Origin of the sequence: Niabella pedocola, from assembly GCF_021044425.1 — a bacterium.
Classification (GTDB): Bacteria; Bacteroidota; Bacteroidia; order Chitinophagales; family Chitinophagaceae; genus Niabella; species Niabella pedocola.
Genome location: NZ_JAJNEC010000007.1, coordinates 615706 through 642078, shown reverse-complemented (window position 1 = coordinate 642078; position 26373 = coordinate 615706). Strand labels below are relative to the sequence as shown.

At 48.8% G+C, this 26373-nt stretch carries 15 protein-coding genes; 14 read left to right on the top strand and 1 reads right to left on the bottom strand.

From position 1 onward, the window contains the following. Window positions 1–24: 24 nt before the first annotated feature. Entirely contained in the window at window positions 25–1272 is a 1248-nt protein-coding gene (locus tag LQ567_RS23565; RefSeq protein WP_231008357.1) for a DUF5000 domain-containing lipoprotein, read from the top strand. 93 nt (window positions 1273–1365) lie between these two features. Further along, window positions 1366–2043, top strand: coding sequence for a DUF4998 domain-containing protein (locus LQ567_RS23560; RefSeq protein ID WP_231008356.1), 678 nt, complete (start codon window positions 1366–1368; stop codon window positions 2041–2043). Window positions 2044–2261: 218 nt separating this feature from the next. Here LQ567_RS23560 and LQ567_RS23555 read toward each other — a convergent pair whose 3' ends face one another. Continuing rightward, the gene (locus LQ567_RS23555) at window positions 2262–3125 is read right to left on the bottom strand and encodes an AraC family transcriptional regulator (protein ID WP_231008355.1); all 864 of its coding nucleotides are present in this window, start codon (window positions 3123–3125) and stop codon (window positions 2262–2264) included. Window positions 3126–3301: 176 nt separating this feature from the next. Here LQ567_RS23555 and LQ567_RS23550 point away from each other — a divergent pair, with 176 nt between their 5' ends. The 12 genes from LQ567_RS23550 (at window position 3302) to LQ567_RS23495 (ending at window position 25359) form a co-directional block, all read left to right on the top strand. Further along, window positions 3302–6436, top strand: a complete 3135-nt coding sequence (locus tag LQ567_RS23550) for a SusC/RagA family TonB-linked outer membrane protein (protein WP_231008354.1) — start codon at window positions 3302–3304, stop codon at window positions 6434–6436. Window positions 6437–6445: 9 nt separating this feature from the next. Then, window positions 6446–8020, top strand: a complete 1575-nt coding sequence (locus LQ567_RS23545; RefSeq protein WP_231008353.1) for a RagB/SusD family nutrient uptake outer membrane protein — start codon at window positions 6446–6448, stop codon at window positions 8018–8020. Between the two features lie 67 nt (window positions 8021–8087). Then, entirely contained in the window at window positions 8088–8885 is a 798-nt protein-coding gene (locus tag LQ567_RS23540) for a hypothetical protein (protein ID WP_231008352.1), read from the top strand. A 99-nt stretch (window positions 8886–8984) separates the two neighbouring features. After that, a complete protein-coding gene (locus LQ567_RS23535; RefSeq protein WP_231008351.1) occupies window positions 8985–11420 on the top strand; it encodes a glycoside hydrolase family 2 TIM barrel-domain containing protein in 2436 nt (811 codons plus the stop codon). Between the two features lie 112 nt (window positions 11421–11532). Continuing rightward, the gene (locus LQ567_RS23530; RefSeq protein ID WP_231008350.1) at window positions 11533–14097 is read left to right on the top strand and encodes a glycoside hydrolase family 95 protein; all 2565 of its coding nucleotides are present in this window, start codon (window positions 11533–11535) and stop codon (window positions 14095–14097) included. A 7-nt stretch (window positions 14098–14104) separates the two neighbouring features. Next, window positions 14105–16243, top strand: a complete 2139-nt coding sequence (locus LQ567_RS23525) for a glycoside hydrolase family 31 protein (protein WP_231008349.1) — start codon at window positions 14105–14107, stop codon at window positions 16241–16243. A 286-nt stretch (window positions 16244–16529) separates the two neighbouring features. Next, window positions 16530–17696: an alginate lyase family protein gene (locus tag LQ567_RS23520; protein WP_231008348.1), complete on the top strand. Its 1167-nt coding sequence runs from the start codon at window positions 16530–16532 to the stop codon at window positions 17694–17696. Between the two features lie 119 nt (window positions 17697–17815). After that, on the top strand, window positions 17816–19705 hold the full coding sequence (locus LQ567_RS23515; RefSeq protein WP_231008347.1) for an alpha-L-fucosidase: 1890 nt from the start codon (window positions 17816–17818) through the stop codon (window positions 19703–19705). Between the two features lie 195 nt (window positions 19706–19900). Continuing rightward, entirely contained in the window at window positions 19901–21094 is a 1194-nt protein-coding gene (locus LQ567_RS23510) for a glycoside hydrolase family 88 protein (protein ID WP_231008346.1), read from the top strand. A gap of 222 nt (window positions 21095–21316) precedes the next feature. After that, on the top strand, window positions 21317–22327 hold the full coding sequence (locus LQ567_RS23505) for a polysaccharide lyase (protein WP_231008345.1): 1011 nt from the start codon (window positions 21317–21319) through the stop codon (window positions 22325–22327). 31 nt (window positions 22328–22358) lie between these two features. After that, window positions 22359–23732: a polysaccharide lyase 6 family protein gene (locus tag LQ567_RS23500; protein ID WP_231008344.1), complete on the top strand. Its 1374-nt coding sequence runs from the start codon at window positions 22359–22361 to the stop codon at window positions 23730–23732. Window positions 23733–23934: 202 nt separating this feature from the next. Next, the gene (locus tag LQ567_RS23495) at window positions 23935–25359 is read left to right on the top strand and encodes an alpha-L-fucosidase (protein ID WP_231008343.1); all 1425 of its coding nucleotides are present in this window, start codon (window positions 23935–23937) and stop codon (window positions 25357–25359) included. Window positions 25360–26373: the final 1014 nt, after the last annotated feature.

The window sequence follows — 26373 nt, the reverse complement described above, 5'->3', positions numbered from 1 at the left end:
ACGCTGGCAATAAAAAAGTAAAACATGTTACAAATAAAGCGAACTATATATACACGGAGTATTGGGTTTATCATTCCCGTTATATTATTATCTGCAATCTGGAGCTCCTGTAGTCATAAGAACGAATTCGTAGAAATGATCTCAACGGATAAAACCAAACCGGCCCCGGTGCAGCAATACACGGTTACCGACTTTAACGGTGGATCCTATATCGTTTACGACCTTCCGAAGGTTGACAATATTCTGTATGTGAAAGCCAACTATGACCTGAGCGGAGGAACGTCAAGACCGCAGGAAACCAGGTCGAGTTATTTTTCCGATACCCTTACGGTTGACGGGTTTGAGGCCGCCCGGGAATACGAAGTAAAGTTGACAGTGGTAAGCAGGGCCAACGTAGAATCGGACCCCATAATTGTTAAGGTACACCCCAAAACGCCGGTGTACCAGCTGGTGGCAAAGTCGCTTACCATGACGCCCGATTTCCAGGGCGTGCGGCTTCAGGCGCAAAACGCAGATAGTAAAACAGTGGGAATTGTTTTTCTGGATAATGCCATCGGTAAGCTAAGTATCCGTCAGCAGAACTTTACCGCATTCCCCAACATCTCCTATGCAATAAGGGGGTATGATACGCTGGCAAGGGTATATGCTTCTTATGTTACGGATAAATGGGGGAACCGGTCGGATACCATTTTCAGCACGGTAAAACCCCTGTATGAAAAAACACTGGATAAAACCAAATTTGCGGCCTATGCGTTGCCCAGTGAAACGCCTATTTACAGCAGCTCCTATCCGCTTAAAAATCTGTTCGACGGTAACTATACCAATTTCTGGCATACCACGCAGGCCACCAGCCAGCAGCTGCCGGTATATGGAACCTTTAAGCTGGGCTCCTATGTAAAGCTGAGCCGGTTTAAACTTACACCCAGGAATCCGAGCTATGAGTTCCGCCATGGCTGCCCGAGGATTTTCAGTCTTTGGGGATCTGAAGTAGATAATCCTGCCGACTTCACTGTACCGCTTTTTGCAGAAGAGGGCGCAAAAGTTGGCGACTGGGTAAATCTTGGTAACTATGCCTGGCCTGATCCGCCGTCAGGCGCACCGCCCACAGCGCCTACAGCGCAGGACAAAGCATTCTTTAATGCAGGGTCGGAGTTTGAAGTTCCGTTTGCAGCTCCAAAGGTTAAGGTGTTACGCCTGGTGGTAAGTGAAACCTGGACGCCCGGTAACTTTACCCATGCTGCGGAAATCGATCTTTTCGGAGACGACCGGTAGGCGGCAGTTGTTATGGCAACAGGTCTCATCGTATTCAATTTCTATAAACGCCGGAATATTGAGTGAACCGGTGTAAAAAATAAACCATTTAAAATGAAATTCTTTATCAGTGTTTTTATATTCAGCCTTATACTTGTTGCCGGTTGCGACAAGGACCAGTATGCGTATAAAAAATTCATCGGAAATAGTGAAGTCGTGTATGCAGGACTGGCACAGGAGATCGGTACCCGCAGCGGGAATCTGCGTGTTCAGGTGGAGTGGAAAAAAAGTATCGATCCGGCGGTGGTGTCGTACACGGTCTACTGGAACAATAACCTGGATTCGGCTATAGTACCTGCAGCAGCTATAAATGCAGACGGTATCTACCGGTACATTATATCCGGTCTTCCGGAATATGTGCAAAGTTTTAAAATGGTTACCACAAACGACCGCGGCGACCGGTCTATCGGACAGGCCATTAATGGTGTGCGCGTTTTCGGCCCCTACTACCGCTCATCTCTTATTAATCAACGGCTCAGCTCCCGGAAGTTTTTTGGAACCGATTCTGTGCGGCTGTATTTTCTTAAAACAGATTCAACAAAAATCTTTTCCAAGATCCGGTATACAAGAAAAGATGGAGGATTGGACAGTGTTTATTTTAAACAGGATTCTGTAACTATACCGTCCTATCAGCCGGGATCGAAGCCCGCTATTCATTCGTATTATCGGCCCACGGCAACAGCCATTGATACATTTAAAACGCTGGCGCCTGATAGCTTAACGGCTTTTTAAACATAGCCCATATCGATATCGAGAATGATTTTTGCAAGCCAGGCAGCGGTTCATACAGCTGTCTGGCATTTTTTTACGGATCGTTATGCGCAAATCAGTAGCCTCCGTAAACGTATCACTGTTCTCACAGGTTGGACGGGTTGTCACAGACGAATGAGTAGTGCTGTTGTTGAACTCATCTGTGCAAATCAGTGGTATCGGCGGGCGCACCATCTTTTCTACAAATTGTTCCGGTAGATTTTCTGGTAAGAAAGCGGACTCTTCCCCGTTATATGTTTGAAGCAGCGGTGAAAGGAAGTAGAATTATTAAACCCGCTTTCGTAACACAACAGTTTTACCGGGCTATCGGTTTCAACCAGTCGTTTACAAACATAGCCGATGCGCAATTCCGTGATAAATTGCGAATAGGTTTTGCGGGTACGTTGTTTAAAATACCGGCAAAAGGCGTTGGGACTTACACTGGCTATTTTGGCAATCTCATGCAACGGTATTTTCCGTTTGAAGTGTTTCATCGTATATTCATAAACGGCATTGATCCGTTGCTCCTCCAGGATGCCCGCCCCGGCAAATACCTTTCCCGAAGAAAGAAAGAGAACCTCGGTCCATCCGGCAATTTTTGAAAGCAGGGCGATCAGCGAAATAATGCGGTAAGGCCCGTTTATATGCAACAGGTATTCAAAGGAGTGCACCAGCGGCTTGATCCGGCCCTGCACCAGCATACCCTTTTGAGCGCTTTCCAGCAGTTGCCGGATGCTGCTGTTTTCCGGGAGTTTTAGAAAATCCCGGCCCCAGAAGGTTTCAAGAAAATGGATCGCAATCACATTGATCGGTGCAGCGCTGTTTTCAAAATACCGGTCGTCAAACCGCCAGTAATGCGGCACATTGGCCCCGATCAAACAGAGCGTACCCGCCGCAAAATTGCGGACATGATCCCCCACCAGGAGTGTACCCGTTCCCTGAGCGATATAAATGAGCTCCACCTCTTTATGACAATGCCAGCGATTATTTACCGGCGCCAGGTCCCTGCGGACTTCGAAGGAAATGCCCGGCTGCGTGGCCATTTTTAATACATACGGTTTCATCCCGATCTCGTGTTGACAAGTAATAGTAAGCGAAATATACATCAGAATCTTATTGCGTTTAAAGCGGATGCCAAAATAGCTTAGTGTTTGGATAATATGGGCAGCCCTTTTGCATTAAAAACGTCTTTATTTGCAGGGTGTGCAAACGATTGAACAAATAACTTAAAATAAACTGTATGACGTATTGCTTTGTGAAAAAAAGGGGGAGAACCGCCAAATTACTGGTACTGTGTTCTTTCCTGTTTATGCTTCCTGTTCTCTTACAGGCGCAGAAAAATGTTCCGATAAAGGGAACCGTAGTAGACGAAAAGGGTGCTCCCGTTGCGCAGGTTTCAATAGCACTGAAAGATTCTGATCGGGGTACTATGACCGACTCTTCGGGGCGGTTTTCGATCCAGGTTCCCGATGGAAAAGGTACCCTGGTTTTTTCGGCCGTTGGTTTTGCCAATGCTGAAAAAGTGCTGAGTGAGGACCACACCGTTGATGTAGTGCTTAAACAGGCATTGAGCGATCTTGATGAAATTGTGGTGGTTGGATACGGAACCCAGCGAAAGCGGGATGTTACCGGCGCAATTTCCTCGATCAGCTCCAAACAGATAGAGGAGCGGCAGCCCGTCAATTTGTTTGATGCGTTGCAAGGGCAGGCCGCCGGGGTTTTGGTAGTGAATGACGGGGGCGGGGCTCCGGGTGCCGAGGGCTCGATCCAGATCCGCGGAGCTTCCACTCTTAACGGTGGTAACGGGCCTTTGTACCTTGTGGATGGTGTCATTAATCCTGATGGCGCCCGCATCAACCCGATGGACATTGAGCGGATCGAAGTATTAAAAGATGCTGCATCCGCGGCTATTTACGGGGCACGTGCCGCCAACGGCGTAATCATCATTACTACAAAAAAAGGCAAAGAAGGCCGGGCCCGCATCGACCTGAATTATTCCCGCATTTTTGGAAGACTTGCACATAAATTACCACAGAATAATTCCGCCGAAGTACGCGAATTCAGAAGAATACAATCTGCCAACCCCACAGGTGGTACCGGTGGAAATACCGATTCGCTGAACCCGGGTTTTAACGCCGATAACGACCTGCAACAGTTGCTGCTGGGGAACCTGGGCGACCGGCAGCAGGTGAACCTGGGCATCAGCGGCGGACAGAAAGGGCTCAGCTATTATACCGGGGTGAATTATCTTAATGACAAGTCGATCATTTTGAACAGTTATATCAAACGGGTACAGGTGCGGAGCAATATTGAATACCAGGCTTCACCCCGGCTCAAATATGTGAGCAATGTTTCTATGATGTACCAAACAGGCAATGAAGTACCGGTTGCGCGAACGGTGGTCGTTGCATTTGACCGGCCGGCATTTTCGCTGATCTATTACCCGGATGGATCGTTAACCAGCTATGTGGGCTCCAAACGGAACCCGGTGGCCAATGCCATATATGAAACCAATAAAACAGATGTGTTCTCCATCCAGTTTGCAAACTCGATGCAGTACAAGATCACAAAAGACCTGTTGTTTACCACCACGTTTAATGCCATGCTGGATAACCGCCAGAACTTATTGTTCTCTCCAAGATATGTTTCGGCCAATAAAGACCAGAATACGGGTGCCAACGATATGCAAAAAACATTTTCCTGGGAATACCAGTCGTTTTTTAACTACAGTAAAACATTTAACAGCGATCATAACCTGCAGGCCGTGCTGGGGGTGAGCGCGGATAAAAGACGCTTCGACCGGGCACATTCTGAATATGCCAATGTGGTGAGTGAAGAAATCTTTATTACGCAGCCTTCCTACCTTACGGCTTCCAAAACTTACTCGGATGCGGACCTTACCGCAGGAGCCAATTTGTTTGCAAGAGCAAACTATAGTTATAAAGGAAGATATACACTGGCCGGAATTTTCCGCCGGGATGGTTCATCCCGTTTTGGTAGTGAATCCCGCTATGGTAACTTTTATTCTGCTTCGGCAGGATGGCGGTTTTCCGATGAACAGTTTATGTACTGGGCAAAAGATGTATTATCGGATGGCCGGTTCCGGATCGGTTTCGGTCAGGTGGGTAACGACCGTATCGGTTCAAACGACTACCTGAATAAGATCACGTTCAACGGAAGTTATGCCGGTGTAGGCGGGGCTTATACCACGCCCACTTTCGGAAATGAAACGGTGCATTGGGAAACAACGCAACAGCAAAATGCCGGTCTGGATCTGACCTTCTTCCGCGGAAGATTAACGTTTACGGCCGACTATTACGTTAAAACCACCAAGGACCTGCTGTATGAAAAAGCCCTTCCCGGTGAAACCGGTTTCGATAATGTAAAGGTGAATATTGGTACATTGGAGAATCGCGGGTTGGAATTTTCGGCCAAGGGTACTCCTGTTCTTGCAAAAAACAGCAAAGGCATTACCTGGGAAATCGGAGGTAATATTTCTTTTGAAAAAAGCATCATTAAAAAGCTGGGTGATGGATTACCGTTTATCGTAGCCAACAAATGGTATATCGAAGAAGGCGGAAAGATCGGGAACTTCTTCGGATGGAAGAACCAGGGCGTATATGCTTGGAATGAGTCGAATGCATATAGCGATAACTGGGACCGGTTAACGGTGGTACTGGGCGGTGATGGAAAACCGTTGTATGAAAACGGAGTGCCTGTATATACATTCAACGGACAGCGGTATACCGGTGCTGTACACCAGTTGTATGATCCGGGAGGAAAGTTGCGCGGGGGCGACGTGATCTGGGAAAATATCAATAAAGACAGCCTGATCGACGACCGCGACCGGCAGATCCTGGCCAATGCACAACCCAAGTTTTACCTGGGTATCCTCAACAACCTTAACTATGGGCAGTTTTCATTGTCATTCCTGGTGAATGCATCGTTTGGAGCACATGTATACAATGCATTGTTAGCGGCACAAAGTTATCCCTCCAATACCGGTGCGGGAAGTCCGGAAATGGTGTACAATGTATGGAGAAAACAGGGTGATATTGCCAAATACCCGTATTATCCGGAATTTAAGAACAGGGGAAATGAGAAAAAAGATGCCAACAGCATTTTTATTGAAGATGCTTCTTTCATAAGACTTTCCAGCCTGCGGCTTTCATATATGTTCCTGCCCAGTCTCACCAGGAAAATACTCCTCAAAGGAGCAACCGTTTATGTATTTGGTACCAACCTGCTTACCTGGACCAACTACCGGGGATACGATCCGGAGTTCAGTGCTACCAATGTACTGCAGCCGGGTTACGACAATGGAAAGTATCCCAAAAGAAGAGAGTATGGGTTTGGAATCAATGTTAACTTTTAAATCGACAAAATGAAAAAGCTCAATTATATCATCATCATCATTTGTATCGTTGCGGTTGGTAGCGGTTGCAAAAAATTTCTTGATCTTTCGCCGCAGTCGGAGGTGGCGCAAAATAAATTCTATAAAACCTTATACGATGTAAATGCTGCTGTAGCCGGGATGTACTCCGGGTTCCAGCAACAAATGATCGGCGAAGCACAGTATAAGGAGCGGGCACTGTTCTGGGGAGATTACCGCTCGGATAATTTCGACCGTTTTTTAAGCTATACCACAATTACCACCACGGAGGTTACCATGAATGCGCTGACAACCGACAATGAGTTTTCTGATTGGTCGGGGCTGTATACTGTAATCGGAAGAGCGAATGCCAATATCAAATACATTCCGGGTGCCGCTGCCACAGATAGCAGGGTTACGCAGGCGGTGATCGATAAGGCATTGGCCGAAAGTTATGCCATGCGGGCCATCAGTTATTTTTATATCGTACGGGTATGGGGCGATGCACCGATATGGACCACGCCGATGGAAAGTTTATCCGACTCATTGGAAAAGCCCCGTGTAGCGGCTTCCAAAGTGATTGATGAACAAATCATCCCCGACCTGACCAATGCCTATTCCCTGGTTACAAAAAATCAAACTGCTTCTGTATGGACACTCGGGGAAGGCGCTATCTGTGCCATACTCGCAGATGTATATATGTGGAAGCATGACTATGCCAATGCTATTGTATGGATCAAGAACCTCTTCAAGGCCAAAGGACCTACAGGGGCTTTGTACGCCGGTGTTAACGGCACCAACCTTCAGCCCCAGGCCTCCTGGAAGAACCTGTTTACGGTGCCCAATACCAGCATCGAATCCATCTGGAGTATTCACTGGGATTTTCTGAAAAACGACTGTGCCTGCATGACCACTTCATGGACCGCCAATAACAAACCGATCGCTATGGATATTGATCTGTATAACAACTGGGTGATGCCGCAAACAGTGGCTGCGCCTGCTCCTGTAGACATCCGTCCGAAGCAAACCATTGATCCCTATTCAGCAAGCAACGATCCCACCCGTTCCAACCGCGACCGGTTTATAAAATGGTATGCCTCACCCGCTAACCCAACGAAGGCCTCTACCGCAACCGAGCTGGCCACCTATTATTTTAAGGAAGCTCCGGTATATTTTCCAATGTATCGCCTGGCGGATATGTATCTTTTGTATGCAGAAGCGTTGAATGCCACAGGCGATCCGTCCAATGCACTTAAGTACCTGAATTTTGTACGGGTAAGAGCAGGTCTTCCGGCGTATGTGGAGGGCAGCGCACCGGTGGCTGATCAAACAGGACTGGCCGATGCCATCCTGAAGGAGCGTCAGTTGGAGCTGGTGGGTGAAGGAAAAAGATGGTTCGACCTGGTTCGTACAGGCAATCTGGTTAAGATCATGGATCCGATATTGAGAAGAAGGCAGATTGCAGCCGGTACGCCTGCAGGTGAGGCCATTGGCTTCAGTGATCCGCGAAGGATTTTGTGGCCCGTAAACCGGAGTGTGTTAAATGCCAACAAAAAACTGGTTCAAAACCCGGGCTACGGCGGATAAACAATCTGAAAATGGCCATGGGGTGCAGATGACGCCTGGTCTTTGACAATAATCAAAACATCAACAGATGAAAATATTCAAAATTACAATCAATAGCATCCTGCTATTTGCAGCGATCGCAACTGTTCTTCCCGGGTGTAAAAAACTGCTGGGACTGGAACGGCAAAAGAATTATGATTATCAAAAGAAAACACTCGATCCGAATATCAACATGAGTGCTAAGGAGTTCTTGTTAAAAAGAGCCGACGGCACACCGGAAGCGCCCAATGATACCGTATTCCGGTGGATGAAGAAGGGCCTGGATTATTGCGGTTTTGACCTTTCGGAATATGAAAAGCAGGGTAGAACATTTATATTCCTGCATAATGATGCGGTACGGGGCTTTAACAGCTCGGGGGTAATGGATAAAGGCCTGTTCTTTACATTTCCGATCGTAGTCCTCGATGGAAGTGGAAACCCGGTCATCAACCCGACCACAGGGTTGCCGCAAACCCGTCCTGCTACGCAATGGGAAGATTATTCAAAACAAACGGTGAAGAATTTTTTCTTGTATCTGATCGGAGAGGGCATATTCAATTATTACGATCTGGGGGCTGATAGTAAATCCCTGCAGTCCTTGTTACCGCCCAATAGCGTTACCACAAAGGAATCGCTGCTGGGATATTGGGATCCTTCCCTGCCCGGATTTAACGCGGCAGGAGGCAATGGATTTGACCCGCAGGGGAAATTTACATTACGTATTCAAAACAACGCGGATATTGCACCCATCGTATTCAATGAACGCAGTAACAGCCGTTCGATCGGTTTTGTGGCCACCAATGGCGTGATTCATGTGTATGGAACAGCGTTGTATCCATCCAAATAATGTTTTGGCAGCATGCTTTTTTTAAGAGAGAAAAGGTTTATGTTTATAACGAAGTGTAAAGGTCTAATAACGGGTTGCCGGGCGCTTTTACCGGTGTATATGGCCATCGCAGTACTTTGCAGTACCAGTGCCACTGCCCAGCAACGTACCCGGCTAACCAATCAATGGCAGTTTTTAAAGCAGGACCTGGGCGGTGTATGGGAAGCCGTTCGGCCGGTGAAAGAAGGAAACCCGGAAAGTGTTCCGTTGTGGACAAATGTTACATTGCCGCATTGCGTGAATGCCCGGGATGCGGTGGACCCCGATGAAAATTATTACCAGGGCCCTGCCTGGTACCGCACACAGCTTGTTGTTAAGAATCCTTATCCCAGGGGGCGCACCCTGCTGCATTTTGAAGGTGCCGGGCAAAAAACGGAAGTGTATGTGTATACAACCCGGGTGGCTACCCACGTAGGAGGATATGATGAATGGGCGGCCGACATTACGGAGGCCGTAAATGCCTTTATGAAGCAGGATAGCCTGGTAAAGCAATTTAAAGGAAAGGTACCGGTAGCGATCCGCTGCGATAATTCGCGCGACCTGGAAATGATCCCTTCCGATCTTTCGGATTTTAATCTTTACGGAGGCTTGTACCGGTATCTGAACCTGGTATATACACCGGAGGTTTCCCTGGACAAGGTCTTTGCAGAAGCGGTAACAGGCAAAGATGGTAAATCCGGTAGCGTAAATGTGCGCACCCGCTTGTACAACCCCTCGTCCGTGAATGGTGGTGCGGAAATGACCCTGCAGCTGCTGGATCCGAACGGAAAGGAACTGCAGCAGATCCGTAAAAAAGGCGTTATCGACAATGCGTACCGCTTTGACGAATTGAAAGTGAACCGGCTTCAATTGTGGTCGCCCGAAGCACCCGCATTGTATACATTGGTTACTACCATCCGTACGGCGGGTGGTGCTTGTGAGGAGCGAACCAAAATAGGCTTCCGGAATGTTGAATTTGTAAAACACGGGCCGTTCCTGCTGAATGGTAAACGGTTGTTGCTACGAGGTACGCACCGGCATGAAGATCACGCCGGCGTAGCCGCCGCTATGACGGAAGAGATGATGCGTGATGAAATGATTTCCATGAAAGAGATGGGAGTGAATTTTATCCGGCTGGGCCATTACCAGCAATCGCGGATCATTCTGAATTTATGCGACAGCCTGGGAATCCTGGTATGGGAAGAAATTCCCTGGTGCCGGGGTGGTTTAGGCGGAGATGTATATAAGGATCAGGCGCGGCGCATGCTCACCAATATGATCGAACAGCATTATAACCACCCTTCGGTGATCATCTGGGGGCTGGGTAATGAAAATGACTGGCCGGGTGATTTCCCTGAATTTGATAAGGAAAAGATCCGGCAGTTTATGAAGGAGCTGAACGACCTTTCGCATCGCCTGGATCCATCCCGTAAAACGGCCATTCGTCGTTGCGATTTTTGTAAGGATATAGTAGATGTGTACTCTCCGTCGATCTGGGCTGGCTGGTACCGGGGTATCTATACAGAGTATAAGGAAGTAACCAAAGCTGAGTTTGATAATGTAGATCATTTCCTGCATGTGGAATGGGGCGGCGATAGTCATGCCGGAAGACATTCTGAAAATCCGGATAAGTCTTTACAGAATATTAAGGCCGCCGGCGCTGCCGATGAACGTGCAGGAGATGCCTCGTTATACGGCGGTGCCGCCCGTGCATCCAAAGACGGCGATTGGAGTGAAACCTATCTTTGCAACCTGGTAGACTGGCATCTTAAAGAACAGGAAACCATGCCCTGGCTCACCGGTACGGCACAGTGGCCGTTCAAAGATTTTTCAACACCGGTACGTCCGGATAATCCCATTCCGTATATGAATCAGAAAGGCGTGGTGGAACGGGATCTTACTAAAAAAGAAGCCTATTATGTGTTTCAGTCTTACTGGACCAACAAGCCCATGGCGCATATTTATGGACATAGCTGGCCGGTGCGCTGGGGCAACGAGGATGAAGAAAAAATGATCAAGGTGTATTCCAATTGTGATGTTGCGGAACTGTTTGTGAACGGCAGATCGCTGGGCACAAAAAAACGGAACAGCCAGGATTTCCCTGCCGCCGGTCTGCGCTGGAATGTGTTGTTGAAAAAAGGACAGTATGAGGTTAAGGTAGTGGCCAAAAAAGGAAAGGAAACGGTTACCGATGAGATCCGCTTTGAATACCAGACCGAGAAATGGACAAAGCCCGCGCGTTTGGAGCTGAAGAAAATAAAAGAAGCGGGCGGTATCGTTACCCTTCAGGCGCAACTCCTGGATGATAAAGGTGTACGCTGCCTGGATGCAACGGACTGGATTCGTTTTGGATTAACGGGAGATGGCCGTTTGCTGGATGACCTGGGCACCGCTTCAGGATCCAGATATGTACAGTTTTATAACGGCCGGGCACTTATCAGTATAGAAAAAGGGAAGGAGCGGGTAGTGGTAAACGCCAGATCGGGTAAGTTGCCCATGGCTTTCTTGGATCTGTAGCACAAACATAGTTTTTATACAACCGTTAAGAAGGAACGTTTCGTTCGGCCGGATATGATGCGATGGTGCTTCATGTACCTTCTGTCTTAATGGTTGGGTTATATTGAATACAATGAAAAAAATTTTGATCTTTTTGTCAATGGCGATGCCGGGGTGGACCCTGAATGCGCAAACCGGCAGCTCCGGAAATGCCCTCAAACTCTGGTATACCCAACCCGCTACTATTTGGGAGGAAGCACTGCCATTGGGCAATGCAAAAACCGGTGCCATGGTGTTTGGAGGTGTTGTAAAGGAACGCTACCAGTTAAATGACAATACGCTTTGGTCCGGTGCGCCTAACCCGGGCAATCAGCCGGAAGGCCCGGCGATACTGGAAAAGGTAAGGCGGCTTGTCGCTGCCGGTAACTATGATAGTGCAGCGGTTGTATGGAAAAAGATGCATGGTCCTTATTCGGCCCGCTACCTGCCGCTGGCAGATCTCTGGCTCAATCTTTCATTAAAAGATACACAGGCCGCGGAATATTACCGGGATCTGGACCTGGCCAATGCTACAGCCACGGTGCGTTATAAAGCCGGCGGCGTGCAGTATACAAGGGAAACCTTTATCAGTCATCCGGATAAGATCATGATGATCCGCATTACGGCGGATAAAAAAAATGCCATCAGTTTTCAGGCGGGGCTGACCAGTAAACTGAAATACCGTACGGAAAATGGCGGCAAGGACCTGCTGGTGCTGAAAGGAAAAGCTCCGAAGTTTGTGGCGAATCGCGAGTATGAACCGCAGCAGGTTGTATACGACGACTGGAATGGGGAAGGTATGAATTTTGAAGTGCGCGCAAAAATTATCACCGAAGGCGGATCTGTAAACCGCAGGGATACCGCCCTGGTGGTATCCGGGGCCAATGCCGTGACCATTTATCTTTCGGAAGCAACCAGTTTTAACGGCTTCGATAAATCGCCGGGAAAGGAGGGCAAAGATCCATCTGTTGAGGCAACGGCTAATCTGAATAAAGCCTTGCAAAAGAAATATGCAGCGTTGCGGGCTGCTCATATAAACGATTATCAATCCTTGTTTAACCGGGTGTCGATCAACCTGGGTGCCGATGCCGCCAGGCTGAATATGCCCACAGACGAACGGTTGAAGCGCTTTGCAAAAGCGCCGGATGATTTTGCGCTGCAGAGCCTGTATTACCAGTTTGGACGCTACCTTATGATTGCGGCTTCCCGCCCGGGCGCGCGGCCCACCAATCTCCAGGGCATCTGGAATGATCATGTGCAGCCGCCCTGGGGCAGTAACTATACCACCAATATCAACACAGAGATGAACTATTGGCTGGCGGAGAATACCAATCTATCTGAATGCCATCAGCCCTTGTTTGATTTTATGAAGGAACTGGCGGTAAATGGTGCCGTTACAGCAAAAACGAATTATGGCATTACAGAAGGCTGGGTAACACATCATAATTCGGATCTCTGGGCTAAAACCTCACCGCCCGGCGGGCAGGGATGGGATGACCCGCGGGGAATGCCACGCTGGAGTTGCTGGCCCATGGCAGGCGGTTGGTTCTCCACCCATTTGTGGGAACATTATCTTTTTACCGGAGATAAACAATTCCTCCAAAAAGAGGCATACCCCCTGATGAAAGGGGCGGCCCAATTCTTACTGCACTGGCTGGTGAAAGACCCGGCTTCGGGCTATTGGGTTACCAACCCGTCCACATCGCCGGAAAATACCATAAAAATAAAAGAAAAAGAATACCAGCTGACGATGGCCAGTACTATGGACATGTCTATTATACGCGAACTGTTTACGGCGGTGATCAAATCTGCAAAGATACTGGGCACGGATGCTGCGTTTGCAAAAGAGCTGGAAGCGGTAACGCACCAACTATACCCTTATCATATTGGTCAGTATGGCCAGTTGCAGGAGTGGTTTAAAGACTGGGATGATCCCAAAGATAAGCACCGGCATTTATCGCACCTGTTCGGATTGTATCCCGGCAGCCAGATCAATGTAGGTGAGACGCCGGAACTGGCTGCTGCTGCCAAACAATCATTAATTTTCAGGGGCGATGTAAGCACCGGCTGGAGCATGGCCTGGAAGATCAATTGGTGGGCACGGCTGCAGGATGGGGATCATGCCTATAAGATACTCAGCGATGCGTTTACCTATATTGATCCCAGGCAATCAAGAGAAACCATGGGCGGAGGCGGTACCTACCCCAACCTGTTTGATGCCCATCCTCCGTTTCAGATCGATGGCAATTTTGGAGCTACAGCCGGCATCACCGAGATGTTGTTGCAAAGTCATGACGGATCGATCGCGTTATTACCGGCATTGCCTGCTGTTTGGGAAAAAGGATCGATAAAGGGTATCAAGGCCCGCGGAAACTTTCAATGGAATATTGAATGGGCCGGTGGCCGCCTTGTGCAGGCCACGGTAATCTCCGGATCCGGTGGCGCCTGCCGGGTACGCACATCGATTCCTGTAAGAGTAGCGGAAGTAAAAGCTGCAGCTGCAGCGGATGTCGATTCCAACCCTTTGCTTACCGCTTATGGTCAACCGCCCTATAAAAAAAATCAGGAAGCGAAGCTGGCAGACCTGCCTGCGGAAAAAGGCTACACCATCGATTTTAAAACGGTTAAAGGAAAACAATACACACTTGTACCATTATAAACGAGTTATGTTCTATAGACTAATCAATCTTTTGCTGCTGGTTGCAGTATGGAATGGAGTGGCAGCACAATCCATTCGCTGGAGCGCTGTGGCGCCCGGGGTGTGGAAAGGTGTGGTGGGCAGGCCAGAAGCCTATGATCTTTTAAAAGCATCCGGCGCAACACCGGCGCCCGCTCTGAAAACGATGAGTGAGCAGCCATTCCCCTTTTCAGAGGACGAAGTTTCCGGTACGGTTACCGATGGTAAAACCAACCTGCGCTTTCCGCTGGAAAAGGACGAACAGTTATTTGGTTTCGGGCTGAATTTTCAAACGGTACATCAGCGGGGTAAAATACTGCAATTGCATATGGATCATTACGGCGGTAAGGACAATGGCCGTACCCATGCCCCGGTGCCTTTTTATGTATCTTCCAAAGGCTATGGCGTGTTTGTAAATGCGGCACGGTATATCAATGTTTACGCAGGTACCGGCGTGCGTAAGGACAGCAAATATCCGCCGGTGGAGAAGGACCGGAATACTGACAAAAGCTGGAGCTCCCGTCCCTATTCGGATGCGGTGGAGTTGCTGGTGCCGGCGCCGGGTACAGAGGTATATGTTTTTGCAGGCCCCACTGCGCTGGATGCGGTGCGCCGTTACAACCTGTTTAACGGTGGAGGAGTATTGCCGCCGCGTTGGGGACTGGGTTTTACACAACGGGTGCGTTCGTTGTTTAAGGCGGATGAAGTAAAACAGGAAGCCGATTCCTTTTCTGTAAAGGGATATCCGCTCGATTTTATCGGACTGGAACCTGGCTGGCAAAGCCGTTCTTACCCGGGTACCTTTGAATGGGACAAGAGCCGGTATCCTGATCCTGCGGCGTTTGTAAAAGAGATGCTGAATAAGCAGATCCGGCTGAATCTTTGGATCAACCCCTATGTATCAAAATCGGCCCCCTTTTACAAGGCGATCACACCTTACACCGGCTCCCATACGGTTTGGACGGGAGAAGTACCGGATTTTACCATTCCAAAAGCCCGGGATATTTTCTTCGGCCAGTTAAAGAAGGACCAGGTGGATATTGGTGTAAGCGGGTATAAGATCGATGAAGTGGACGGATATGATTATTACCTGTGGCCGGACGTAGCCACTTTTCCGTCTGGACTTTCGGGAGAGCAGATGCGTCAGACCTATGGTGTACTGGCAATGAAAAACAGTATCGATCTGTTTAAAAATAAAAACCAGCGCACCTATGGCCTGGTGAGGGCTTCCAATGCCGGAGCCAATAGTTACCCGTATGTGTTGTACAATGATTATTATAACCACGAGGACTTCATCACGGCCCTGATCAATAGCGGGTATATCGGGGTGTTGTGGACTCCGGAGGTACGCGCTTCAAAAACTGCAGAAGAATGGCTGCGCCGTTTCCAGACAGTGGTCTTTTCTCCAATGGCCATGATCAATGCCTGGTCAAGCGGTACCAAACCCTGGTCGTACCCGGAGGTGGCAGCACAGGTAAAAGAGCTGTCATTGCTGCGGATGCGGATGATGCCCTACTGGTATTCGGAATTTGCCAAATATCATTTTGAAGGCACACCGGTTTTTCGCGGAATGAGCCTGGAACCTGGATACCAGGTGAACAGTAGTAGCGCTGTAAAAAACAACCTGGAAGATAATCCTTACCTGGAAGCCGTAACCCGGGAGGTAAAGGATCAGTATATGGGAGGGGAATACCTGCTGGTAGCGCCTTTGTTTGCCGGTCAAACATCAAGAAAAGTAGTATTGCCGAAAGGACGCTGGTATGATTTCTATACAGGTGCCTTTGCCGGCGACGGGGAAGTGATTACGGTTACGCCAGGATTGGATAAGATCCCGGTATATGTAAAAGACGGAGGTGTAATTCCAATGATGCCGCCGTTGCTGCATGCGCCGAGGGCGGGTGAAAAAGTAGACCTTGAGATCCGCGTGTATGGCGAAAAAGCTGGCAGTTATCGGTTGTATGATGATGACGGGGAGACCTTTGATTATGAAAAAGGAAACTACGACTGGCGATCCATTCGCATAGAAAAAGATGCCAGCGGAAAATTAAAGGGCAGCATTGAACCTCCGCATAAAAAAGCAGTCCAATCATATGGTAAGATCACATGGAAGTTTATGACGGAGAAATAAAAGATGTTGCTTGGCGTATTGGTGCCTTACGAAAGACCCACGAAGACAGGAAGGCACGAAGACCCGCGAAGAATAGTGTTTTAGATGGATCATTGAAAAATCTTGGTGTTACTTAGCGTCTTGGTGCCTTTGTGGCGAAAGGAACCAAGAAGACAGGAAGGCACGAAGACCCACGAAGGACTGGATTGTATGAAAAGCCAACGACACAAAGAGCAGGGGGTGTTAAAAAAATCTTAGTGCTACTTAGTGCTTTAGCGTCTTGGTGGCCAATTAAAAAATAACAAATATGAAGTTCTTATTGTCATATATCACGTTGCTGCTCCTTATAACGACAGCACAGCTTCATGCCCAGGATATCGGCCAGGTAAAAATAGCTTTAAAAAAACAGGTGCTTCAAAAAGCGGCCTGGGCCCTGCAACAACAACCGGAAACCGTAACGGCACACCGGGCATCCCGCAGTGCCGGCGGAATACATGATTTTTACAGTGAGGGCGATTACTGGTGGCCGAACCCCGCCAGTGTGGATAGTCCGTATATTCAAAAAGACGGACAAACAAATCCGGACAATTTTGTGGCGCACCGGCATGCGATGATTCGCTTCAGCCAGATCGTAGGCGCCCTGGCATCGGCATACCGGATCCGTCCGCAGCAGTCATATGTAAAACAGGTGCTCGCCCATTGCAAAGCCTGGTTTGCAGATACTGCCACGCGGATGAATCCGGATTTATTGTATGCACAAGCCATAAAAGGAAGGGCCACCGGGCGTGGCATCGGCATTATCGATGCCATACAGCTGATGGAAGTGGTACAGGGTATATCCGTGATGGAAAAGGATGCGGCAATGGACCCGGAAGTATTGGCGGCGACAAAAAAATGGTTTGCCGGCTTTTTGCAATGGCTCACCACCCATTCCTATGGTAAAGATGAAATGAATGCCGCCAATAACCACGGCACCTGCTGGGTAATGCAGGTAGCGGTTTTTGCAAAATTTACCGGTAACAGGGAACTCATGCAATTTTGCAGCAACCGGTATAAAACGGTATTGCTGCCCAATCAGATGGCTCCGGATGGAAGTTTTCCCAAGGAACTGGCACGCACCAAGCCTTATGGATATTCGTTGTTTAATTTAGATGCGATGACAACCATCTGCCAGGTATTGTCCACAAAATCGGATGATCTGTGGAACTATCAAACCCCGGATGGGCGTTCCATAAAAAAAGGCATCGCCTTTCTTTATCCGTTCATCGCCGATAAACAGAAATGGCCTTACAAACAGGATGTAATGTACTGGGATAACTGGCCTGTGGCCCAGCCGGCGCTGGTGTTTGGCGCCGTTGAATTCAAAAAAATGGATTGGCTCAATACCTGGAAAAAGCTGGATCATGCACCGGAAACGGAGGAAGTGATCCGCAACCTTCCGGTTAGAAATCCATTGATCTGGATGAACCGGTAAAACGAATAGCGATCAAACCCCGGGGGGGTAACAGGATTATAGCCGGATTATGCACAAATGCACAAGTGTGCGACGCAACGAAGATGCCATTTGTATTGCAGTTGGATTAATAAAATGAAATGAAACGATTTTTTATTTATGTATTGTTTTGTACGGCCACCGCTACGGCGGCCGCACAGGTAACGGGAGACGAGGACAAGGACATGTACAATAAAGGGCAGCAGCGCGATCAGCAGACCATTGATGAAGCGGTAAACGGCTGGTGGACGCAGTCTATGAAAACACATGAAGCGCGGATTGCATGGTGGCAACAGGCTAAGTTTGGGATGTTCATCCACTGGGGCGTGTATTCCCTGCCCGGCGGCGAATGGAAGGGACAGAAAGTAGGGGGGTATGCAGAGCACCTGATGCGTGTGAAAAAGATCACCCGCAGCGAATACCTGCAACTGGCACACGGCTTTAACCCGGTGTTGTTTAATGCAGACGAATGGGCCCGTACGGCCCGTGATGCCGGTATGCGTTACATGATCATTACGGCCAAGCATCACGATGGATTTGCCATATATCCATCCGCTGTTTCAGATTTTAATATCCATGATCAAACACCCTTTAAACGCGATCCCCTGGCAGCGTTGTCTGCCGCCTGCAAAAAATATGGCATCAAATTCGGGTTCTATTATTCGCATGCATTTGACTGGGAGCACCCGGATGCGCCGGGAAACGACTGGGAATACAACAACCCGGGCGGTGATAAGAACCTGTTTGGCGGACGCGAATGGTTTGATCACCACCCCGAACTGCTGCCAAAGGCCGTGAAATATGTCAACGAAAAAGCCATCCCGCAAATAAAAGAGTTACTTACAAAATATCACCCGGATATTATCTGGTTTGATACGCCGCATAAGCTGCCCTTTTCGGAGAACCTGCGCATTTTAAAAGCGATACGGGAAACGGATCCCAATGTAGTGGTGAACGGCCGTCTGGCAAGAAATGCGACCCGCAACTATGGCGATTACCTGAATACGGCGGACCGTCCCGCAGAGTTTGCACCGGTTCCGGGTACCCCTGGAAGTACAGACTGGGAAGCGATCCCCACCACCAATGAAAGCTATGGCTATTCCCGCTACGACAATAGTCACAAGTCTGTTCCTTTTTTCATACAGCTGCTGGCCAAAGCGGCTTCAAAAGGGGGCAACCTGTTGATGAATATTGGTCCGAAAGGGGATGGCGCTATTGATACAAGGGACCTTGCCATTTTGAAAGGGATCGGTAGCTGGATCCGTCAAAACGGTGAAAGTATTTATGGGGTAAAACAAAGCCCGCTGCCCCTGCAGAACTGGGGTGTAATCACGATGCGGGAAAATAAGGTCTATCTGCATGTATTTAACTTCCCGGCTGACCGGAAACTATACGTAGGCGGGTTACAGGCTGCTGTGGGCAAGGCCTACACCCTGGCCGGTAAAAAAATGCTGAACACAAAACGTATGGGACCGGATGATGTGCAGATCGATTTGACGGGTGTTGCCGAAGATGCTGCGAATACCGTAGTGGTGCTGGAAGTAGAAGAGCAACCAAAGGCCGGTCAGGCATTCTTTGTGGCGCCGAATATACCCATCACCCGGCTATTGGCTTTTGATGCGCAGTTACAGGGAAAAGGGTTTGGTTTTGGAGACGGAAAGGCCGACCGGTATTATGTGGATGGCTGGAAGTTGCCGGCACAGCAATTGGTATGGAACCTGCGCACAATGGAGGCGCGCAGCTATGATGTGGTGATCAAATATGTGACAGGGACGGAATGCGGCGGTAATTATAAATTATTGCTGAATCATGCTGCCGCGATTGAGGGAAAGGTACAGCAAACGAAAGGGGGTGTAATTACAGAAAAAATTGGTGAGCTGAAGCTGAAACAGGGCCTGAATACCCTGCAACTTAGCCCGGTAACCATTACCGGTACGGAACTCATGAAATTGCTGGAGGTACAGCTGGTATTGCCGGCAACAGGCAAATAAATAAGGGACTATCGGAGGTTGATAGTAGGGCGTAATCAGATCCGGGATGTGGCAGCAGTCATGGTACATGCTGGTTGATGACGGCCGGAACATTGGGATCACAGGGAGGGGCGTCAGACTTTTTGCTATTACCGGGTATCGATCGCAGAAGAATAAATTATTTAACCCCCAAAAGGGGGAACCATTTTATAAATCATGAAGAAAACAGGAATCATCATCGCTATTATTGCCGGCACATTAACGGGTGCTGCGCAAAAAACAAATATGCCGGCAGCGGTAAAAGATGCGGAGCGCCAAACAGCCGTGATGCTGCGGGAAATTGCAGCAGCAAAGCAAACGGATAAGAAAGGCGTGTCTCCGAGAACGCTGGAAGATGGCAAATTAAAACTGGTGGCTTCCCGCGACTGGACCAGCGGGTTCTTTCCCGGTGAACTCTGGTACCTGTATGATCTTTCCGGGAATAAAAAATGGGAAACCACCGCGCGGGCATATACGGCAGATATCGAGCAGGAAAAGACCAATGGTACCACACACGACATGGGATTCAAAGTGTATTGCAGCGTGGGGAATGGCTACCGGCTCACAAAAGACCCGCACTATAAAGACGTGATCATCCAGGCGGCAAAAACCTTGAGTAAACGGTTCAACCCGGTTGCAGGCGTATTGCGGTCCTGGGACCATAGCAAGAATAAATGGGATTTTCCGGTGATCATCGATAATATGATGAACCTGGAATTGTTATTTGAAGCGTACAAACTTTCCGGCGACCGGTCGCTGTACCAGGTTGCGGTAAGTCATGCAGACCAAACGATGAAAAACCATTTCCGCCCGGACTACAGCTCTTACCACGTAGTGGATTATGATACCGTTACCGGAAAAGTAAATAAGAAAACAACCCACCAGGGCTATGCCAATGAATCTGCCTGGTCGCGCGGGCAATCCTGGGGATTATATGGTTATACGCTATGCTACCGTGAAACAAAGGATCTGAAATATTTAAAGATGGCGGAAAACATTGCCGGCTTTATCCTCAATCATCCTAACCTGCCCAAAGACGGTGTGCCTTACTGGGATTTCAATGCACCGGGTATTCCGGACGAGCCCAGGGATGCTTCCGCTGCCGCCGTCATTGCATCGGCTTTATATGAATTGAGTACGTATAGCAAAAATGCAAAAACGTACCGGGCTGCGGCCGACCGCATCCTGGGCAGTCTTACCAAAAGTTACCGGGCTCCCCTTGGTACCGCAAGTGGTTTTTTGCTGCTGCACAGTACAGGTACAAAACTCACCAATACTGAAGTAGATGAACCGCTGAGTTATGCCGATTATTATTACCTGGAAGCCCTACAGCGGCTGAAAAGATTACAGTCTGGTAAAAAGTTATTCTAACGGACCGGTTTTAAACAGGACACCGGCTTATTAAATGCATTTGGGGAGGTATGGATGATGCTGAAACCTGTTCAAAAATAACCTGTTTGTAAAGCAATTGTTGAATCATTGCCGCAGAATCGGTTAAAATCGCTGAACAGAAAGCAAATTCAAGGCAGTTGGTTTTTAAAATAATGTGGGTTATTTGTAAATAGCCATCAGCATGTACTTTAAAAAATGCGTATGAAAAAAATTAAAAAGTCGGCGATCGCATTGATTCCTTTGGCGCTATTGGTAATCGCCTGCACTACCCGTAATGGCGTACAGGAACCCGAGAAGGGAGCTCCTTCCAAAACGGGAACGCAGGAACCGGCCAATGAGTATCAGCAAACCGCCGCCCTGGATGCATCCGCATCATTAACGGGGAAAGCATACGAAGATATTAATACCTATATGAAAACCTATGGGTTTGATTATTCTGAACATGCCAACTGCAACGGCGGTTATGGCGGACACCCGGATGGTGTCCATTGTACGGTGGAGCTGGATCCGTATTTTAATAAACAGGTTTTCCGCTTCACCATACATATAGATCCGGTGATTGACGGCGACCGTTGTAATGAAAGTACAGTAGACCGGCAGCGGAATGAAATGAAATCTGCTACCAATAATACTACCTGGGCCAAGGTTCAGGGCAACTGGGATGAATGGCAGGTACTGGAATGGAAATTCAGATTACCGAAAGGCTTTCAGCCCACTTCCAGCTTTTGCCATATCCATCAGTTAAAAGCGCAGGACGGGCCCAATAACGGAAGCCCGCTGATCACCATCACGCCGCGTGCCAGCAGCAATGGCGGCAATAAAAGGATACAGATCATTCACACGGTAGACGGCGCCAGTACGGGTAAGGGCACCATTGTTGACAATATACCACTGGCAGATTTTGAAGACGAATGGGTGCAGGTACGGGAGGAAATGCATTATACCCATACGGGATATTATGCCTGCAAAATAACCCGGGTAAGGGATGGCAAGGTTCTGTTGGATTTTAAAGACGAAAATATTGACATGTGGCGGACCGGTAGTTCGTATATCCGCAACAAATATGGTATTTACCGGAGTCTTGCAGGTGGGCAGCTGGATCATACCCCGGTTGGGCAAAGTCCGTTGTTAAAGAATGAATCGCTGTGGCTGACGGATTTTAAAGTGTACGAGAAACATCCGAACCCGAACCCGGGGCAGGCACATGATTAGCAGTAGCATCAATGATTTAAAACAGATAAAGATGAAAAAGTATATACTGGTGTTGGTATTGTTACAGTTTTCGATGCGGATCTGGGCCGGTACGGTTACGGTTGCATCCATTGAAGCGCTGCAAAACGCCATCGACCGGGCGGCTCCCGGTGATGTGATCATTCTCAAAAACGGTGTTTATAAAACCACCGGCGACATCCGGGTCGCGCAGCAGGGCACAGCCCAACATCCCATCACCATCCGTGCGGAAAGTACCGGTGGTGCTGAAATAGGCGGAAGCGGGGGTGTCAGTATAGTAAGTCCAGCAGCGTATATCATTATTGCCGGATTTAAGTTTACACATACGGCATCAAAGGCCCGTTCAGGTGCCGGTACACGGTTTTGCCGCTGGACGCATAATATTTTTGAAACACCGGGCAAAGGAGAATACCTCACCATTGCAGGAAACGATCATGAAATTGACTACAATACCTTCCAGAATAAAACTGAAATGGGACGTATCCTGGCGATTCGCGGAGAAGGAAAACAGATCGCCGAGCGCCTGCACATCCATCACAATTACTTTTACAATTTTCCCGATCAGGGTGGGGCCAATGGTGCGGAAACATTTCAGTTTGGTTTAAGCGGATTTAGTTTGTCTACCAGCAACAGCATCGTGGAGTATAACCTTTTTGAAAAATGTCATGGCGAAAATGAACTCATTTCAGTAAAGGCCTCGGGTGTAACGTTGCGGTATAATACCATCCGCGATTGCCCGGCGCAGTTCACGTTGCGGCATGGTAATAAATGCGAAGTGTATGGCAATTATTTTTTCAATACACCAGGGATCCGCATTTTTGGAGATGATCATTCCATTTTCAGTAACTATTTTGAAAACTGTGCGCAGGCCATAACGGTGGGCAACGGTGGCGGGGAAGTAGCAGATGGGGCCGCACTTACCGAGCATGACCGGCCAGACCGGGTGCTGATCGCGTTTAATACAATGGTGAACAATAAGAAGAATATTGAACAACCAGGAAGGAAGAACGGATTGGGTGCCACGGCTATCGCCATTGTTAATAATATCATCCAGGGCGGAGATGTAGCTGCATCTATTGCCGGACCTTATACGTCACCACAATGGAAAGGGAATATTATTTTTAAAACAAAGGGGGCGGGTGATATGCCTGCAACCGGGTACCGGGAGCTGGATCCCATGCTGGTAAAAAGCGCAGACGGAATCTGGCATTTGGAAAAAAACAGCCCGGCCATTGGTGCCGGCGAAAGTAGCTACCCGGTGGTACAGGTAGATATGGACGGCCAGGCACGCAGCGGGAAATGGGATACGGGTGCCGATCAGTACAGCACGGCAAAAGCGACCGCTCATGCATTAAAGGCGGATGAAGTAGGCGCGCTGGCAAAATGAAAGGGAAGTATGTGAAGCGGGATGCTTCGCATAACAAAGGGACGCTTCGCATAATAAGGGGCATGGCAAAATAACCGTGCGCTCCGTCAGGAGCGCCCCATTTGTAGAACAGGATTACCGGAGGATGAAGGGAGTGACACAACCGGTGCTGATGGTAACCCTGAAGCCCGTAACATAAAAAAGAACCACATATAAAACAGATATGAAAAGAATCGGAATTGTACTATTTATATGCCTGCTTACAGGCATGGCAAATGGCCAGTCGGCAGACAAGGATACCCGCATGAAATGGTGGCGGGAAGCCCGTTTTGGGATGTTCATCCACTGGGGCGTGTATGCGCAATGGGGCGGTGTATATCACGGCCATCAGCAGGCAAGAGGTGGTGCGGAGTGGATCATGAACCGAAGTAAGATACCGGTAGCCGAGTACCAGGAACGCGCCAAATCTTTTAACCCGGTAAAATATGATCCGGATGCCTGGGTAAAAATGGCGAAGGATGCAGGGATGAAATACATCATCATTACATCCAAGCACCACGATGGGTTTGCGTTGTTTAAATCCAATGCCAGTAAATGGAATGTGGCGGATGCCACGGTTTATGGTAAGGACCTCTTAAAACCACTGGCGGATGCTTGTCGCAAATACGGGATAAAACTGGGCTTTTATTATTCCCAGGCACAGGACTGGAATAACCCGGGCGGATCGGCTGCGCGTAAGGAAATGCGGGAGGGCTGGGCCAACCCGGACTCTGCAAAGATCGATGCATATACCCTGGCGCATAAGGGGCATTGGGATCCGGTACAGGAAACAAAAACCTTTGACCAGTATATTAAGGATGTATCGGTGCCGCAGGTAAAAGAAATTTTATCCAACTATGGCGATATCGCTGTATTGTGGTGGGATACACCAACCAATATGACCGATGAGGCGGCACAGCAACTGCAGGATGCATTGAAACTGCAGCCGAATATCATCACCAACGACCGGTTAAAACGTCCGAACTTCCCGGGCGATACCAAAACGCCGGAGCAAAAGATTCCCACACAGGCGGAACTGGACGGGCTGGATTGGGAAACCTGTATGACCATGAACGGTAGCTGGGGTTATAAGAGCTGGGATCATAACTGGAAGCCAACCGAGACGCTGATCCGGAACCTGGTAGATATTGCTTCCAAGGGAGGCAACTACCTGCTGAACATCGGCCCAAAGGATGATGGATCGGTACCGGAGGAAAGCATTGAACGCCTGGCCCAGATCGGCAAATGGATGAAAGTGAACAGCAGTGCCGTATACGCTACACATGCCAGCCCGTTACAGGATCTGCCCTGGGGAAGATGTACCATGAAGCCGGCGGGCGGCAATACCGTACTGAACCTGTTTGTATTCGACTGGCCGAAGGATGGGAAGCTGGTGGTGCCTGGTCTTTCCAACAAAGTGATCAATGCCGTACTCCTGGCCGGAAATAAAGTGGTAAAGGCACGCAATCAAAACGGGACCGTTGTAATCGATGTGCCCGCAGCTGCTCCGGATGCCATTGCTTCCGTGATCCGGCTGCAGGTAAAAGGCACGGTCGCCAATGTAAATACCAAGGGCGGTAAGAAGATGAAGACGGGTGAGCTGGATTAGGAAGGGGTTACTTCACGCAGCGATTATTGACAAACGCTTGGTGCTTTGCGTTCTTAGCGGTTAAATTTCGCGCAGCGATGCGGAGGAGCGGCGGACGCAGTGATTATGAGTACGTGCTTTAATCCTTGCGGCCTTAGCGGTTGAATTGCCCACAGCAAAAAGGACAGTGATTACGAATAGGAGCATATGTGCTTTACGTTCTTAGCGGTTAAATTTCACGCAGTGGTGCGGAGGAGCGGCGGACGCAGTGATCATGAGTACGTGCTTTACTCCTTGCGGCCTTAGCGGTTAAATTGCACTCAGCAATAAGGACAGTGATTACGAATAGGAGCATATGTGCTTTGCGTTCTTAGCGGTTAAATTTCGCACAGCGGTGCGGAGGAGCGGCGGACGCAGTGATCATGAGTAAACACTTTACTCCTTGCGTTCTTAGCGGTTAAATTTCGCGCAGCGGTGCGGAGGAGCGGCGGACGCAGTGATCTGAGTAAACACTTTACTCCTTGCGTTCTTAGCGGTTAAATTTCGCGCAGCGGTGCGGGGGAGCAGCGGACACAGCGATCATGAGTAAACGCTTTATTCCTTGCGTTCTTAGCGGTTAAATTTCGCGCAGCGGTGCGGAGGAGCAGTGGACACAGCGATCATGAGTAAACGCTTTACTCCTTGCGTTCTTAGCGGTTAAATTTCGCGCAGCGGTGCGGAGGAGCAGTGGACACAGCGATCATGAGTAAACGCTTTACTCCTTGCGTTCTTAGCGGTTAAATTTCACGCGGCGGTGCGGAGGAGCAGCGGACACAGCGATCATGAGTAAACGCTTTACTCCTTGCGTTCTTAGCGGTTAAATTTCGCGCAGCGGTGCGGAGGAGCGGCGGACACAGCGATCATGAGTAAACGCTTTACTCCTTGCGTTCTTAGCGGTTAAATTTCACGCAGCGGTGCGGAGGAGCAGTGGACACAGCGATCATGAGTAAACGCTTTACTCCTTGCGTTCTTAGCGGTTAAATTTCGCGCAGCGGT